The organism is Segatella copri (assembly GCF_051861805.1).
Classification (GTDB): domain Bacteria; phylum Bacteroidota; class Bacteroidia; order Bacteroidales; family Bacteroidaceae; genus Prevotella; species Prevotella copri_M.
In genome coordinates, this window is sequence record NZ_CP146520.1 from 2,022,761 (window position 1) to 2,039,988 (window position 17,228).

Here is a 17,228-nt window from a genome sequence, read left to right on the forward strand (position 1 = left end):
TAAAATCGCCCCCAAAGTTACATATAATTTCTGATTTATGTGCGATATTTCAAAAGTTTTATGTATTTTTGCACAAATATTAGAAGAAATAGACAATGTATTTGAAGAAATAGACGAAAAAATAGACAATGAGAAGACATTTTATCTATACGTTATGGGGCATTTTTGCCGCCGGAATCGTGAGTGTGGCACTTGCCTTCATGGCCGTCTGGTTTGGCTGGATTGGCTACATGCCCGACATCGAGGATTTGCAGAATCCTATCAGCAGATTCGCCACGCAGGTGTACTCTGCCGATGGGAAGGTGCTTGGTACATGGAACCTGAACAAGGAAAACCGTATCGTGATTCCTTACAAGAAGATGTCACCTTATTTAATAAAGGCACTCGTTGCCACGGAGGATGAACGATTCTACGAGCATTCGGGCATCGACTTCCGTGCGCTGGGGCGTGCCATCGTGAAGCGCGGTATCCTGGGTCAGACCAATGCCGGAGGTGGAAGTACCATTACGCAGCAGCTTGCCAAGCAGCTCTATTCCGAAAAGGCATCGAGCACGCTGGAGCGACTGCTGCAGAAACCGATAGAGTGGGTCATCGCCGTGAAACTGGAACGGTACTATACCAAGGAGGAAATCCTGGCTCTCTATCTCAACTACTTCGACTTCCTGCACAATGCCGTGGGCATCAAGACGGCGGCGAACACCTATTTTAATAAGGAGCCGAAAGACCTGACCCTCACCGAGGCTGCTACGCTCATCGGACTCTGCAAGAATCCGTCGCTCTTCAACCCGGTGCGCTATCCGGAGCGTGCCCGCGACAGAAGAAACGTGGTGCTCTCGCAGATGGAGAAGGCGGGCTATCTGAGCAGCAGCGAATACAACCAGTATGCGGCTGAACCGCTCACGCTCAATTTCCACCGCACCGACCACAAGGACGGTTCTGCCACTTATCTGCGTGAATATCTGCGCAAATATATGATGGCTACCCGCCCTGAGAGAAAGGATTATGCATCGTGGAACTATGCGCAGTTTGTAACCGATTCCATCCTCTGGAACACCGACCCATTGTTTGGCTGGTGCAACAAGAACTATAAGAAGGATGGTTCGCCATACAATATCTACAGCGACGGATTGAAGGTGTTTACCACCATCGACAGCCGCATGCAGCGATATGCCGAAGAGGCCGTGTATCAGCATGTGGCACGCTATCTGCAGCCAGCCTTCAGCAAGGAGGTGGCACGCAAGCCTAGTTCGCCATACAGCGACAAGCTGACACCGAAGCAGATTAAGGTGATATTGAACCGCAGCGTGACCCAGAGCGAGCGCTATCGCCAGATGAAGGAGGATGGATTCTCGGCTGACGAAATCCATGCAGCCTTCAGGAAGAAGATTCCGATGACCGTGTTCACCTATCACGGAGATATCGACACGGTGATGAGTCCGCTGGATTCCATCCGCTATTACAAGACTTTCCTGCGCAGCGGTTTCATGAGCATGGACCCTAAGACGGGTGCCGTGAAGGCGTATGTGGGAGGATTGGACTATACTCACTTCATGTACGACATGGTGAGTCTGGGAAGAAGACAGGTGGGTTCTACCATCAAGCCATTCCTCTACAGTCTGGCGATGTCTAACGGATTCTCACCTTGTGATATGGCTCCTAATCGCCAGCAGACTTACATGGTGGCTGGCAGACCATGGACGCCTAGAAATGCCAACCATTCGAGATACGGCCAGATGGTGCCGCTGAGCTGGGGATTGGCACAGAGTAACAACTGGATAAGTGCTTATCTGATGAGTAAGCTGAACCCGTCGCAGTTTGTCCAGCTCTTGCACGACTACGGTATCAACAACCCTGATATTCACGCTTCTATGAGCTTGTGTCTGGGTCCGTGCGAGGTGAGCGTGAGCGAGATGGTGAGTGCCTATACCGCCTTTGCCAACCACGGCATCCGTACTGCTCCGATGTTCGTGAGTCGCATTGAGGACAACGAGGGTAACACCATCGCCACCTTCCAGCCGAGAATGAACGAGGTGATCAGTGCCGACAACGCCATGAAGATGCTCTACATGATGATGGGCGTGGTGGATAACGGTACGGCAGGCCGTCTGCGCTACAGATATAAACTGGAGGGACAGATTGGTGCCAAGACGGGTACCACCAACAACAACAGTGACGGTTGGTTCATCGCCTTTACGCCGCAGCTGGTGAGCGGTTGCTGGGTAGGCGGCGAGGAGCGTGATATCCACTTCGATTCGATGAGTATGGGTCAGGGTGCCACCATGGCATTGCCTATCTGGGCTATCTTCATGAAGAAGGTTTATGCCGACCCATCGCTGGGCTACAGTCCTACCGTGAAGTTCGATATGCCAGCCGATTACAACCCATGCTATCATGCGGGCAGCGGCGGCGAGCAAGACACCTTCGAGAAGGTGGATGCCATCGACGAAGTATTTGAATAAAAGGCTTGGGGGTATTCCCCAAGGCATCATAAAAAAGGCTATCCGCCGTTTTTGCCTCTATTTCTTTTAAATAGTGCAAAAATGGCGGATGTTTTTTGTTTATCTGCAATATTTTTTGTATTTTTGCAAAGTTTTAGGGCAATAGTGCGCTGCGGGCATGAATGCTGGCTGCAAGCCCTGGCATCTGACAATGAGAAAATAATAAAAAAACATTATAATGAACGTTTCATACAAATGGCTTAAAGAATACGTCGATTTCGACCTGACACCACAGGAGACTGCCGATGCGCTGACCTCTTGCGGACTCGAAGTGGACGCTTTGGAGGAAGTTCAGTCTATCAAGGGTGGACTGAAAGGTCTTTACGTAGGTAAAGTGTTGACATGCGAGGCGCATCCTAACAGCGACCACCTGCACGTTACAACCGTTGACCTGGGCAAGGGCGAGCCACAGCAGATTGTCTGCGGTGCGCCTAACGTGGCTGCCGGTCAGAAGGTAATCGTTGCCGACCTGGGCTGTGTGCTCTACGACGGCGACCAGAGTTTTACCATCAAGAAGAGCAAGCTCCGCGGTGTAGAGAGCTTGGGTATGATTTGTGCTGAGGATGAGATTGGCGTGGGTACTTCTCACGACGGTATCATCGTGCTCCCTGAGGATGCACCTGTAGGTCAGCCTGCTGCCGAGTACTATCACCTGGAGAGCGACTGGCTCATCGAGATTGATATCACTGCCAACCGTGCCGATGCACTCGGCCATTGGGGTGTGGCTCGCGACCTCTATGCCTGGTTGAAGCAGAATGGTTATGAGACCAGTCTGCATCGCCCATCTTGCGATGAATTCGTAGTAGACAACGAGGATCTTCCTATCGATGTAGAAATTGAGAACACCGAGGCTTGCAAGCGCTATGCCTGCGTTAGCATCACCGACTGCGAGGTGAAGGAAAGCCCTAAGTGGTTGCAGGATAAGCTGAACATCATCGGTCTCAGACCAATCAACAATATCGTGGATATCACCAACTACATCATGATGGCATACGGCCAGCCATTGCACTGCTTCGATGCCGACATGGTTACCGGTCATAAGATTGTAGTCCGCACCCAGCCAGAGGGTACCAAGTTCGTGACCCTGGATGGCGAGGAGCACACCCTGGGTGAGCACGACCTGAGCATCTGCAATGCTGAGGAGCCAATGTGTATCGCAGGTATCTTCGGAGGTAAGGGTTCCGGTACTTACGAGACCACCAAGAGCGTGGTTCTGGAGAGTGCTTACTTCCACCCAACATGGATCCGCAAGAGCGCTCGCCGTCATGGCTTGAGTACAGATGCCAGCTACCGTTTTGAGCGTGGCGTAGATCCAAACGGACAGATTTATGCATTGAAGCAGGCAGCTATCCTCTGCAAGCAGTTGGCTGGCGGCAAGATTTCCATGCAGATCAAGGATGTATATCCAGAGCCAATGCAGGATTTCCCAGTTCGCCTGAACTATGAGTATGCACATCGCCTCATCGGTAAGGAAATTGGTGCTGAGACCATCAAGAATATCGCCACATCTCTGGAGATGAAGATCGTGAAGGAGGATGCTGAGGGTATCGACCTTCTGGTTCCTGCTTATCGTGTGGATGTTCAGCGTCCTTGCGACGTGGTAGAGGATATCCTCCGTATCTACGGATATAATAATGTGGAGATTCCAACCCAGTTGAAGAGCTCCCTGACTGTTCAGGGTGATGAGGACAAGGCTTATCACAGCCAGAACCTCGTGGCAGAGCAGTTGGTAGGCGAGGGCTTCATGGAGATTCTCAACAACTCTCTGACCAAGATTAGCTACTACACAGACCTGGAGCTGAACAAGTATCCAATGGAGAACGTGGTGAAGGTGATGAACCCATTGAGTGCAGATCTCGGCGTGATGCGCCAGACCATGCTCTTCGGCGGTTTGGAGAGCATAGCCCGCAACATCAACCACAAGAGCCAGAACCTGAAGTTCTTCGAGGTGGGTAACACCTATATATATAATAAGGAGAAGTGGAGCGAGGAGAGTCCTATCAAGGCTTACTCTCAGGAGGCTCACATGTCACTCTTCATCACCGGTAAGCGCGTAGAGGGCAGTTGGGCTCATGCAGATGAGCAGAGCAGCATCTACGAGCTGAAGGCAGTGGTAGAGAATATCCTCCGCCGTGTGGGTATGCCACAGAACAACCTGGTTATCAAGCACAGCGACAACAACATCTTTGCCAAGGGCGTGAACTACGAGACCCGTGCCGGCAAGGTATTGGTAGAGATGGGTATCCTGAGCAACAAGTTGAAGAAGGCATTCGACATAGAGCAGGATGTATTCTATGCTGATGTTCACTGGGATAACGTGGTGAAGACCGTAAAGAAGGTGAACCTTACTTACACAGATATCAGCAAGTATCCATCTGTGAGCCGCGACCTTGCACTGCTCGTTGACAAGAACGTAGAGTTTGCACAGATTGAGCAGATTGCCCATCAGACAGAGAAGAAGCTCTTGAAGAGCGTGGTACTCTTCGACGTATATGAGGGTAAGAACCTGCCAGAGGGCAAGAAGAGCTATGCCGTGAACTTCATCCTGCAGGATGAGGAGAAGACATTGAATGACAAGCAGATTGATGCTATCATGAAGAAGCTCATTGCCAACCTCACAGGCAAGCTCAACGCAGAATTGAGATAATGCAGAAGGTGCTCAATGCAGAATTAAGATAATATTATATTTAAAAAACGATAAACATTTAAAATTTTATTCCAATGGGAAGAGCATTTGAATATCGTAAAGCTACAAAGCTGAAAAGATGGGGCCACATGGCCAAGACATTTACTAAGTTGGGTAAGCAGATTGCTATTGCAGTGAAGGCAGGCGGTCCAGAGCCAGAGAACAACCCAACATTGCGTGCTATCATCGCTAACTGTAAGCGTGAGAACATGCCTAAGGACAATATCGCTCGTGCCATCAAGAACGCTTGTGGCAAGGATACCAGCGATTACAAGGAGGTAACATACGAGGGATATGGCCCTCACGGAGTTGCAGTGTTCGTTGATACATTGACAGATAACACAACCCGTACAGTGGCTGACGTTCGTTCTATCTTCAACAAGTTCAGCGGTAACTTGGGTACAACAGGTTCTTTGTCTTTCCTCTTCGACCACAAGGCTGTGTTCACATTCAAGAAGAAGGATGGTCTGGATATGGACGAGATGATTCTCGACCTGATTGACTACGGTGTAGAGGATGAGTTCGATGAGGACGAGGAGACAGGCGAAATCACTATCTACGGTGCTCCTACAAGCTTCGGCGAGATTCAGAAGCACCTGGAGGCTGAGGGCTTCGAGGTAACTGGTGCTGAGTTCACCTACATTCCTAACGATTTGAAGGATGTTACTGCTGAGGAGCGCGAGACTATCGACAAGATGGTTGAGAAGTTGGAGGAGTTTGACGATGTTCAGACTGTTTACACCAACATGAAGCCAGAGATTCCTGCAGACGCAGAATAAGCCTTATGTTGCAGCAAGAGAAACAGGATAAGTTGACCAAGGTAACTTATCAGACTCATGGCACCTGCTCAAAATACATCTGCATCAGTGTTGATGAAGATGGAACTGTGCAGGATGCCCAGTTCATCGGTGGCTGCGATGGCAACACCAAGGGCGTTTGTGCCTTGATTCAGGGCATGAAGGCTAAGGAAGTCATCGCCCGACTGAAGGGTATCACTTGTGGTAACAAGCCTACAAGCTGTCCAGACCAGCTGGCCACAGCCTTGCAGGAAATGGGATATTAAGAGTTTTTAGAGGGTGTGTCATAAGTCCATGACACACCCTCTTTTTCGTTTCTTTATCGATTTTCTTCATCGGATTACGCTGAGTTAACGGAACATTCTTGCTTCACGGATTACGCACGGAATTTAAACGGATTTGGCCTTACGGCCATTGGGCTAGCGCCGTATAGGCTGGCTTTTTCCAGCTTTAGGGGGTATCGCCACGACCGTCAGGTCGAGTTTCCGTTTAAAATCCGTGCGTAATCCGAGGAAGGCGGTTAAGGTTCCGTTTATTCCGCGCAATCCGATGAATAATGACACACCCTCTTTTCTTATACTCGTAATCCGTGCCTTTTCTAATACTTAAAACTATCATCCAGCAATACCTGCTTCGGATCTTTCTCTGAATGATAGATGAAACGGAAGGAGAAATGCGCCTCCTTGTATTTCTTCAAGCCCGGGTTGTTATCCAGCGCCTCCTTCTGCAATTTATGCAGCTTCTCCCTGTTGGCATCAATCGCCTGCTTGTTGTCTGCCTTGTTTCTCAAGGTTACATAATAGGTGTAAACCTTGGTAGTCTTATCGAAGGTGGCACTATCCGTACGGCTGTCGTTCACGTAGGGAGTAGGGCAGTACTTTTCCGTATATTCCTTCGCCTCTCTCGCCGCCTTATCTTCCAGACTTTCGGTGCAAGAAACCAGCAAAGAAGCGAAAATACCGATGTAAATCAACTTTTTCTTCATGATTTTTCCTTTTTTTATCTAAAAAACTCTATTATTTTCAATCTTTTGTGCAAAGATACAAAAAAAATAAGTATCTTTGCAGTCTAAAGAGAGAAAATTATATGGAGAATATAAATAAAATAAGAAATTTCTGCATTATTGCACATATCGACCATGGTAAAAGTACCCTGGCAGACCGTTTGTTGGAGAAGACCCAGACCATCAAGATTACTGAGGGACAGATGCTTGACGACATGGACCTGGAGAGGGAACGTGGTATCACCATCAAGAGCCACGCCATCCAGATGGAGTACAAGGCAAAGGATGGACAGACTTACATCCTCAACCTCATCGATACTCCGGGACACGTAGACTTCTCTTACGAGGTTTCCCGTTCCATCGCAGCCTGCGAGGGAGCGCTCTTGGTCGTGGATGCCACTCAGGGTGTCCAGGCGCAGACCATCTCTAACCTCTATATGGCTATTGAGCACGACCTGGAAATCATTCCAGTGATCAACAAGATAGATATGCCTTCGGCTATGCCGGAGGAAGTGGAAGACGAAATCGTTGACCTCATCGGATGCAAGCATGAGGATGTCCTCCGCGCTTCCGGTAAGACCGGCGAGGGCGTTGAGGATGTACTGGAGGCGGTGGTAAACCGTGTGCCAGCTCCTAAGGGCGACGACAAGGCGCCATTGCAGGCACTCATCTTCGACTCCGTGTTCAATTCCTTCCGTGGTATCATCGCTTATTTCAAGATAGAGAACGGTGTTATCCGCAAGGGCGACAAGGTGAAGTTCTTTAACACCGGCATGGAATATGATGCCGATGAAATCGGTGTGCTCAAGATGGATATGATTCCTCGCAAGGAACTGGGTGCCGGAGAGGTGGGCTACATCATCTCGGGTATCAAGAATGCCACCGAGGTAAAGGTGGGTGATACCATTACGCACATCGCCCGTCCATGCGAGAAGGCGATTGCCGGTTTCCAGGAAGTGAAGCCGATGGTCTTCGCTGGCGTTTATCCTATCGATCCTAGCGATTACGAGAATCTGCGTGCCTCATTGGAGAAGCTGCAGCTCAACGATGCTTCGCTTACTTTCTCGCCAGAGAGTTCCGTGGCATTGGGCTTCGGTTTCCGCTGCGGATTCCTCGGTCTGCTCCACATGGAGATTGTGCAGGAGCGTCTGGACCGCGAGTTCAACATGGATGTTATCACCACCGTGCCTAACGTATCTTATATGGTATACGACAAGCAGGGTGGCGAGAAGGAGGTTCACAACCCTTCGGGATTGCCAGACCCAACGATGATTGACCATATCGAGGAGCCATATATCCGTGCCACCATCATCACCGCAGCCGATTATATCGGTCCGATTATGAAGCTTTGTCTGGATAAGCGTGGCGAATTGATTAACCAGGAATACGTGAGCGGTAACCGTGTGGAGTTGCACTTCATGCTGCCGCTGGGCGAGATTGTAATCGATTTCTACGATAAGCTGAAGAGTATTTCCAAGGGATATGCTTCCTTCGACTATCACATCGATTCGTTCCGCCATTCCGACCTGGTGAAACTGGATATTCTCCTGAATGGAGAACCTGTGGATGCGCTGAGTACCTTGACTCATCGCGACAATGCCGTGAGCTTCGGCCGCCGCATGTGCGAGAAGTTGAAGGACTTGATTCCTCGTCAGCAGTTTGACATTGCTATCCAGGCAGCCATCGGAGCCAAGATTGTGGCCCGTGAGACTGTGAAGCAGGTGCGCAAGGACGTGACCGCCAAGTGTTATGGTGGTGACGTGAGCCGTAAGCGCAAGTTGCTTGAGAAGCAGAAGAAGGGAAAGAAGCGTATGAAGCAGATTGGTAACGTAGAGGTGCCACAGAAGGCATTCCTTGCGGTATTGAAATTAGACTAATATGAACTAAACCGAAATTTATAATGGGAGGAACATGAATATGAATGCATTTAAAGTAATCACCCCAACGCGCGACATAGCCCGAGAGCTTGCACGTAAGTACAGTACGATGACTCATAGCGAGTTGGACGTGCTGGAGTCAATTCTGGAACCGATTAAGTATGGAAAGGGAGAGAAAATCCTGGTTGAAGGCGAGGTGTGCAAGAACATCTCGTATATTGAGAAGGGATTGATCCGCCAGTATTACTTCAAGAACGACAAGGAAGTGACGGAACATTTGGGTGTGGATCATTCCATCTTCATGTGCATAGAAAGTCTCTTCAAGGAAGAGCCTACGAAATTGCAGGTGGAGGCGCTTGAGCCTACACTTGTATATGCCTTGCCGAAGGCGAAGCTGGAGGCTGCCGCCATGCGTAACGTGAATATCCAGATGCTCTATCGTAAGATATTGGAGGAGAGTCTGATTCAGTCGCAGGTGCATGCCGACCTGATGAGATTCGAGACGGCACCGAATAAGTATAAGCGTCTGTGCGAACTGAATCCGCAGGTGGTGCTCCGTGCGCCACTTACGTATATCGCCAGTTATCTGCAGATGACGCCTGAAACGTTGTCGAGAATCAGATCGAATACATTATTATAATTTATAACAAATGAGGGTGTGTCATAAAATAATGACACACCCTCATTTGTTTATTGGATATTACTCCGCCGTATAGAGGTATCGCTTGATACTCTTCTTTGGCGTCTTTTCGAACTCTTCGTCGTGGATGCGGATTTCGCTCAGCTTGCTGTAGCCTGGAACCATCGTGTTGAGTTCCTGGCGGTTCTGCTCCATGATATCCTCCAGTTCCTTTCTGCCAAGGTTCAGCGATTGCGCCTCGTCGAAATCCGGATAAACCAAACCTACGAGCTTTTCGCCCTTCTGAACCACCACGCTCTCGGCAACGAGGGCTAGGGAGTTGAGCTTGTCCTCAATTTCCTCAGGATAGATGTTCTGGCCCGATGCACCCAGGAGCATGTTCTTGCTGCGGCCCTTGATGAATACATTGCCGTCGCCATCCATTGTGCCTAGGTCGCCGGTGTGATACCAGCCATTCTCATCGATGGTCTGCTTGGTAGCCTCCTCATTCTTGTAGTAACCCAGCATCACGTTAGGACCCTTGGCAAGGATTTCGCCCGGTACATTCTCTGGGTCTGGACTGTCGATGCGAACCATCATGTGGAGCGCTGCCTTACCGCAAGAACCTGGTACGAAGTTCTTGTAATCCTCGTAGCAGATGATAGGCGCACACTCTGTGGCACCATAACCCACTGTATATCTGAAACCTACGCTGTGCAGGAAATTCTCCACCTCTCGGTTGAACGCAGCACCGCCGATAATCACTTCGTAGAAGTTGCCACCGAAGGCATTGCTCACCTGGTCGCAGATCTTCTCCTTCACCTTCTTGCTGATTACTGGCATGTGGAGCAGCATGCGCATGCGGTTGTTCTGAATCTTAGGGAACACCTTCTTGCGGATGATCTTCTCGATGACCAGAGGCACAGCGATGATAACGGCTGGCTTGATGCGGCCGAATGCCTCAGCAATGATGGCTGGGCTAGGGATGCGGGTGAGATAGAAGACGTGGCAGCCCTTGAGGAATTCGAAGATAAACTCGAATGCCATGCCATACATGTGGGCCATCGGCAGGATGCTGATTATTGAATCACCTGCCTTGATCTTCTTGCCCAGTACATTCTCGGCAAAATCGGCATTGCTCCAGAGGGCACGGTAAGGAACCATCACACCCTTGGAGAAACCGGTGGTACCACTGGTATAGTTGATCATCGCCAGTTCGTCTGGGTCCTGATCGATGTAGTAGCTTACATGGTTCTTGCGGAAGTACTTAGGATACTTGATGCCGAACATTTCGTTGAGGTGCTCGCGGGCGTATGTCAGCTTATCGGTGCGTGAAACCACGAGCGAGTAGTCTGGAATGTAGATGATTCCCTCCAGCCCTGGCATCTTGGTTGCGTCCACCTGAGTAGCCACCACATCACCCACGAAGAGTAACTTGGCGTCGCTGTGGTTCACGATGTTGTGAATCTGTTCAGGCATGAACTCATGCAGGATAGGCACCGCGATGGCACCATAGGTCAAGGTAGCGAGGAATGCCACCGCCCAATTAGCACTGTTACGACCGCAGAGGGCAATCTTGTCGCCCTTCACTACGCCGGAGTTCTCAAACATGATGTGCAGTTTTTCAATCTTGCGTGCCACATCGTGATACTGCAAGGTGGCTCCCTTGTAGTCGGTCAGGGCATCCATATCCCAATGGTCTATGATGCTCTTCTGTATAAGTGCGTTAAAGCTAGGAATTTCCATATTCTTATTCATTTCTCGTTTTATTCTTTATATAGCGTCCTGATAGAGGTAGCGCTTGATTGACTTCTTTGCCGTCTTTTCAAATTCAGTGTCGTGCAATTGGATGCGCGAGATTTTTGCGAAGCTTGGCATCTGCAGGTTCAGGTCCTTTCGGTTCTGCTCCATGATGTTGACGAGGTCTTCCTGACTGAATCCCATCTCCTGGCTTTCGTCCATTTCCGGATGCACCAGTGCCACGAGCTTGTCGTCCTTCTGGAGTACGATGCTCTCGTTCACCATCGGCATGGAGTTGAGCTTGTCTTCAATCTCCTCCGGATAGATGTTCTGTCCGTTAGGGCCCAGCAGCATGTTCTTGCTTCTTCCTCTTACGAAGAAGTGGCCTTCGGCGTCCATCGTAGCCAGGTCGCCCGTGTGGAACCATCCGTCTTCATCGATTACGGCATCCGTAGCCTCCTGGTTCTTGTAGTAGCCCTTCATCACGTTGATGCCACGGCAAACCAGTTCGCCGGCCACGTTTTCAGGGTCATCGCTCAATACCTTCACCTCCATGTGCTTCACGGCAACGCCGCAGCTTCCTGCCACATAGTTGTCCTGATGGGCGAAGGTGATGAGTGGAGCGGTTTCGGTGGTTCCGTAGCCCATGGCGATAGGGAAGCCCACGCTGATAAAGAAGTTCTCAATCTCCTTGTTGAGTGGTGCGCCACCCACAACCACCTCGTAAGGGCGATTGCCAAACTTGCGGAGCACGAACTCGCGAACCTTCTCCTTGATGCGCTTGTTGATGACAGGCATGTTCATCAGGAGTCGGGCACGGTTGGTCTGGATATGTGGGAACACTTCCTTTCTCACAATCTTGTCTACCACGAGCGGTACGGCGAAGAGGATGTCGGGCTGAATCTCAGCCAGTGCCTCAGAGATGAGCGTTGGGCTCGGCAGGCGGGTGAGGAAGAAGATGTGGTTACCCATCACGATGTTGAAGAGGAACTCAGTCATCAGTCCGTACATGTGTGCCATCGGCAGGGTAGAGAGGATGTTGCAGTTCTTTCCTATCTTCTTGCTCACGGAGTCGATGAGATAGTCGAGATTGCCCCAGAGTGCCCTGTAGGGCAGCATCACACCCTTCGAGAACCCTGTGGTTCCGCTGGTGTAGTTGATCATCGCCAGTTCTTCCGGATCATCCACGTGATACTTTACGTGCTCTGCCCGGAAATACTTTGGGTATTTGTGGCCGAATATGGCGTTGAGGTTCTCACGTGCGTAGGTCAGTTTTTCTGAACGGGAGATGACGAGCGAATTGTCGGGCAGATAGATGATGCCTTCCAGAGTAGGCATCTCTTCGGGATTGATTTCCGTAGCCACCACATCGCCCACGAAGAGCAGTTTGCTCTCGCTGTGGTTCACGATGTTGTGAATCTGCTCAGGCTTAAATTCGTTCTGTATAGGTACGACGATGGCACCGTAAGTAATAATGGCCAGGAAGGCTACTGCCCACTGGCTACTATTTCTTCCGCAGACGGCAATCTTGTCGCCCTTCTTCACATCGCTGTTTTCAAACAGGATGTGCAGCTTTTCAATCTTTCTAGCAACATCGTGGTATTGCAGGGTGGCTCCCTTGTAATCGGTGAGCGCATCCAGATTCCAGTTCTTGATGATGCTTCTCTCAATATACGAGTTAAAACTTGGTATTGAATTCATTGCACAATTTACAAAATTTTGTGCAAAGATACGGAAAATACTGCACACTACAAAAAAATATGTGCGTTATTTTGAGTGTAATGGCAAATTATTTGCAAAACTAGGAAAAAAGGATAAGTTTCATCCCATTATTACCATTTGAAGTTGGCAATAATGGGATGATTTCTATTCATATCTCATCGATTTGGCTGGATGGATATGCGAGATGAGGTAGCTTGGGGCTACGAGCATGAACACGCTGATGAGCAGGGTGGCTACATTCAGCGCCACGATGAAGAGCCAGTTGAACTCTACGGGCACCGTACTTACGTAGTAAGTCTGCGCATCGAGTTTTAGCACCCCTGTGAAATACTGCACTGCTAGAATTGCCAGGGCGATGATGTTGCCCAGTAGCATTCCCTTGCCGATGATGAATACGGCAAACCAGAGGAAGGTGTGGCGGATGGTACGGTTGCGGGCGCCCAAGGCCTTGAGCACGCCAATCATCGAGGTGCGTTCCAGGATGATGATGAGCAGTCCGCTGATCATGGTTACGCCTGCCACGATGAGCATCAGGGCGAGGATGATCCACACGTTGAGGTCCATCAGGCCGAGCCACTGGAAGATGTTCGGATTCAAGTCCTTGATGGTGGCACTGCTGTAGGTTTCGCCATAATGGTCCACGGTGCGGTTCACCTTATTTATAATATAGTCTTCCGTCTCGTTGAGTTTGTCGAAATCGTTCACCGTCAGTTCGGCTCCGCTGGTCTGGTCGTCCATCCATCCGTTCAGTTTCACGGCGGTATAGAGGTCGGTGTAGACCATCGTCTCGTCGTATTTCTTCAGATTAGTCTGATAGATGCCCTGGATGGTGAAGCGTCGCATTCTCACTCCGTTGTCGTCGATGAAATAGGCGAAGATTCTTTCTCCGTTCTTCAGCTTCAGCTTGTCGGCCATCAGCTTGGAAATCAGGATTTTGTTGTGACTTGCCTTGTCGTCAAATTTCGGTATGCTTCCCTCCACCATGTTCTGGTGGATGAAGGTGGAGTCAAACTCCGGTCCCACGCCCTTGAAGGCAACACCCAGGAAGTCGCTGTCGGTCTTGAGGATTCCTTCCTTCATGGCGAATCGCTGCACGTGTTTCACGCCCGGAATCTTGCGGAGCACGCCCATCATGGAGTCGTTCATCACCACGGGATACTGGTTCTGCTGCTGCAGGGTCATGAAATCCGCCACCTGTATGTGGCTTCCGAATCCCACCACCTTGTCGCGGATGGTATGCTTGAATCCCAGCACCACGCATACCGACATGATCATGATGGCAAGTCCGATGGCAACGCCAGCGGTGGCTATATGAATAGCAGGGCGAGAAACTTTACGTTTGTCGCCCTGGTCGCTATACAATTTCTTTGCTATAAATAGAGGAAAGTTCATATCTTACAGTCCTTCGTCTTCAACTCTTCCCGGATAAGCCTCAAGTGCCTTGGCAAGCACTATCAATGCTCTGTTCAGGTCGTCCTTCTTCAACACGTATGCCATACGCACCTGGTTTCTTCCGGCTCCAGGAGTGGTGTAGAAACCGGAGGCTGGCGCCATCATCACGGTTTCGCCCTCGTAATCAAACTCTTCCAGGCACCAGCGGCAGAACTTTTCTGAATCGTCGATAGGCAGTTTTGCCACGGTATAGAAGGCACCCATTGGAATTGGGGAGTATACGCCAGGAATACGGTTGAGTCCGTCAATCAGGCACTTACGGCGCTCCACATACTCATCGTATACATCGCGATAGTACTCCTCAGGCGCATCGAGCGAAGCCTCGGCTACAATCTGACCGATGAGTGGAGGAGAGAGACGTGCCTGGCAGAACTTCATCACCGCCTTGCGAATCTCGGCATTCTTGGTAATCAGGGCACCCACACGGATACCGCACTCGCTGTATCGCTTAGACACGGAGTCGATGAGCACGGTGTTCTGCTCGATGCCTTCCAGGTGCATCGCACTGATGTATGGGCTGCCGGTGTAGATGTACTCACGGTAAACCTCGTCAGAGAAGAGGTAGAGGTCGTACTTCTTCACCAGGTCGCGAATCTGGTTCATCTCTCTGCGTGTGTAGAGATAGCCCGTAGGGTTGTTAGGGTTGCAGATCAGGATGGCACGGGTGTGCTCATTGATCAGCTCCTCAAACTTCTCCACCTTAGGCAGCGAGAAACCCTCCTCGATGGTCGTGGCGATGGTGCGGATCTTGGCACCCGCCGAGATGGCGAACGCCATATAGTTGGCGTATGCAGGTTCTGGCACGATGATTTCATCTCCCGGGTTCAGACAGCTCATGAACGAGAAGAGCACGGCCTCTGAACCTCCCGATGTGATGATGATGTCATCGGCAGTAACATTGATATTGAATTTCTTGTAATAATCTACCAGCTTCTCACGATAACTGAGATAGCCCTGGCTTGGAGAATACTCCAGGATGGTGCGGTCGATGTGCTTGAGCGCATCGAGACCACATTGAGGAGTAGGGAGGTCTGGCTGACCGATATTGAGGTGATAGACCTTAACTCCACGTTTCTTTGCTGCGGCAGCCAGAGGAGCCAGCTTTCTGATAGGTGACTCAGGCATTTCGAGGCCGCGTACTGATATTTCAGGCATCTTTTAAAATTTCTATCTGTTAATTATCCATAGCGAGGGTTGCGGAATCGATTAAATCGAAATCCCAACTTTTCGCAATTCGCTTGCAAAGGTAAGCAATTTCATTGAAAAATCGTAATAGATTGGGTTAAAAAATCATTTTTTAGTAAAAAACTCTTTATTCTGTTGTTCTTCTGCATTCTTTTTTATAACTTTGCATCACAATTGCGCCTTTTCCGGGCTACCTTATATAATAAGGTAAGGGAGGACAAGAGTAGAAAATAAACGAAAATTAAAATAAATAAGAAAAGGAAAAGAAATTATGAGAAGTAGAACAAGCACTTGGTTTGAGACTAAAGTTAAATATCAGAAGACCATGGAAGATGGTTCAGAGAAGGTTGTATCTGAGGCTTACGTTGTGGATGCCTTGAGTTTCACCGAGGCTGAGAGTGCCATCATCGACGAGATGTCTGTTTACGTGAGTGGCGAGTTGAAGGTGAGCGGCATCGGCAAGGCTTGCTATGGCGAGATTTTCTTCAGCGACCTGGATGATGACGACAAGTGGTACAAGGCTAAGCTGCAGTTTATCACCATCGATGAGAAGAGTGAGAAGGAGAAGCGTTCTAACGTTACTTACCTGGTTCAGGCTAAGTCATTGGCCCGTGCACTGCGCTATATCGACGAGGTGATGGGCAAGACCATGATTGATTACGACATCGTGGGTCTCAACGAGACCAAGCTGATGGATGTATTCGAGCACCACGCTCCTGGCGAGAAGAAGGAGGAGAAGAACGACGTTCCAGAATACGAGCAGGGCAAAGCCGAGTAAACAGATATCCTGAAGTCATACTTCCGGCAAGAGCAAATGGCTAAGGAATCATTTATTAATTATTAATTATAAATTGTAAATTAATTATTAATTATCAATTATTAATTGAACTATGTATGATGTAAAAGGAAATCTTCATGAGGTGTTGGGCTGTTTGCCTGCCGGTGTCCGTCTGGTGGCCATCAGCAAGTTTCATCCCAACGAGTATATTGAGGCTGCTTACGCCGAAGGTCAGCGCATCTTCGGCGAGAGCCATGAGCAGGAGCTTTCCAAGAAGGTGGAGACCCTGCCTAAGGATATAGAGTGGCATTTCATAGGTCATCTTCAGACCAACAAGGTGAAGTACATCGCCCCTTATATCTCCATGATTGAGTCGGTGGATAGCTTGAAACTGATGAAGGAGATTAACAAGCAGGCGGCGAAGCACGACCGCGTGGTGAAGATTCTTCTGGAGCTTCATATTGCCGAGGAGGATACGAAGTCGGGATTGTCACTGGATGCCTGCCGCGAGCTTCTGGAAGCTGGCGAGTGGCGCGAGTTGCCTCATGTTCAGATTTGCGGTTTGATGATGATGGCATCGAATACGGATGATGAGCAGCAGATAGCCCGCGAGTTTGATGCTGCCGCCCGGTTCTTTGATGAGGTGAAACAGAAGTATTTCGCCGATTCTCCTGCCTTCTGCGAGCGCAGCTGGGGCATGAGTCACGACTATCACATTGCCGTAAAGCACGGCAGCACGATGGTTCGTGTGGGTACCACCATCTTCGGACCTAGGGTATATTAAGATTCAGATAAAGATCTAGATTACGATTTAGATAATGATTTTGATAAAACTTCTATCTGCTACTGGCGGATAGAAGTTTTATCTGTT

The 17,228-nt window shown here is 49.6% G+C and carries 13 protein-coding genes; 8 read left to right on the plus strand and 5 right to left on the minus strand.

Annotated elements, in window-relative coordinates; all coding sequences use genetic code 11:
- The first annotated feature begins 128 nt into the window (after positions 1–128).
- The 4 genes from V8Z93_RS07725 to V8Z93_RS07740 all read left to right on the plus strand — a co-directional run bounded on the left by V8Z93_RS07725 (position 129) and on the right by V8Z93_RS07740 (position 6,247).
- Positions 129–2,459 carry a transglycosylase domain-containing protein gene (locus tag V8Z93_RS07725; RefSeq protein ID WP_439431177.1) on the plus strand — a complete coding sequence of 777 codons (2,331 nt, stop codon included), beginning with the start codon at positions 129–131 and terminating at the stop codon, positions 2,457–2,459.
- A 217-nt stretch (positions 2,460–2,676) separates the two neighbouring features.
- On the plus strand, positions 2,677–5,145 hold the full coding sequence (gene pheT / locus V8Z93_RS07730) for a phenylalanine--tRNA ligase subunit beta (protein WP_439431178.1): 2,469 nt from the start codon (positions 2,677–2,679) through the stop codon (positions 5,143–5,145).
- 74 nt (positions 5,146–5,219) lie between these two features.
- On the plus strand, positions 5,220–5,963 hold the full coding sequence (locus V8Z93_RS07735) for a YebC/PmpR family DNA-binding transcriptional regulator (RefSeq protein WP_218411808.1): 744 nt from the start codon (positions 5,220–5,222) through the stop codon (positions 5,961–5,963).
- Between the two features lie 5 nt (positions 5,964–5,968).
- Entirely contained in the window at positions 5,969–6,247 is a 279-nt protein-coding gene (locus tag V8Z93_RS07740) for a TIGR03905 family TSCPD domain-containing protein (RefSeq protein WP_439431179.1), read from the plus strand.
- A 332-nt stretch (positions 6,248–6,579) separates the two neighbouring features.
- Here V8Z93_RS07740 and V8Z93_RS07745 read toward each other — a convergent pair whose 3' ends face one another.
- Entirely contained in the window at positions 6,580–6,966 is a 387-nt protein-coding gene (locus V8Z93_RS07745) for a hypothetical protein (protein WP_218411806.1), read from the minus strand.
- Positions 6,967–7,067: 101 nt separating this feature from the next.
- On the opposite strand from V8Z93_RS07745, the gene lepA reads away from it, so the two are divergent.
- Both lepA and V8Z93_RS07755 read left to right on the plus strand, forming a co-directional pair.
- Positions 7,068–8,861, plus strand: coding sequence for a translation elongation factor 4 (gene lepA / locus V8Z93_RS07750; RefSeq protein WP_217763178.1), 1,794 nt, complete (start codon positions 7,068–7,070; stop codon positions 8,859–8,861).
- A 40-nt stretch (positions 8,862–8,901) separates the two neighbouring features.
- Positions 8,902–9,501 carry a Crp/Fnr family transcriptional regulator gene (locus V8Z93_RS07755; protein ID WP_299334903.1) on the plus strand — a complete coding sequence of 200 codons (600 nt, stop codon included), beginning with the start codon at positions 8,902–8,904 and terminating at the stop codon, positions 9,499–9,501.
- 60 nt (positions 9,502–9,561) lie between these two features.
- On the opposite strand, the gene V8Z93_RS07760 is transcribed toward V8Z93_RS07755, so the two are convergent.
- The 4 genes from V8Z93_RS07760 to V8Z93_RS07775 form a co-directional block, all read right to left on the minus strand.
- Positions 9,562–11,238 carry an AMP-binding protein gene (locus V8Z93_RS07760; RefSeq protein WP_439431180.1) on the minus strand — a complete coding sequence of 559 codons (1,677 nt, stop codon included), beginning with the start codon at positions 11,236–11,238 and terminating at the stop codon, positions 9,562–9,564.
- A gap of 15 nt (positions 11,239–11,253) precedes the next feature.
- A complete protein-coding gene (locus V8Z93_RS07765; RefSeq protein WP_439431181.1) occupies positions 11,254–12,921 on the minus strand; it encodes an AMP-binding protein in 1,668 nt (555 codons plus the stop codon).
- A gap of 165 nt (positions 12,922–13,086) precedes the next feature.
- A complete protein-coding gene (locus V8Z93_RS07770; protein WP_439431182.1) occupies positions 13,087–14,334 on the minus strand; it encodes an ABC transporter permease in 1,248 nt (415 codons plus the stop codon).
- A gap of 3 nt (positions 14,335–14,337) precedes the next feature.
- Positions 14,338–15,549 (minus strand): pyridoxal phosphate-dependent aminotransferase, encoded by a 1,212-nt coding sequence (locus tag V8Z93_RS07775; RefSeq protein WP_203050602.1) that lies wholly within the window; start codon positions 15,547–15,549, stop codon positions 14,338–14,340.
- A gap of 301 nt (positions 15,550–15,850) precedes the next feature.
- On the opposite strand from V8Z93_RS07775, the gene V8Z93_RS07780 reads away from it, so the two are divergent.
- Both V8Z93_RS07780 and V8Z93_RS07785 read left to right on the plus strand, forming a co-directional pair.
- Positions 15,851–16,357 carry a DUF4494 domain-containing protein gene (locus tag V8Z93_RS07780; protein WP_203040969.1) on the plus strand — a complete coding sequence of 169 codons (507 nt, stop codon included), beginning with the start codon at positions 15,851–15,853 and terminating at the stop codon, positions 16,355–16,357.
- Between the two features lie 112 nt (positions 16,358–16,469).
- Positions 16,470–17,141, plus strand: coding sequence for a YggS family pyridoxal phosphate-dependent enzyme (locus tag V8Z93_RS07785; RefSeq protein WP_217763183.1), 672 nt, complete (start codon positions 16,470–16,472; stop codon positions 17,139–17,141).
- Positions 17,142–17,228: the final 87 nt, after the last annotated feature.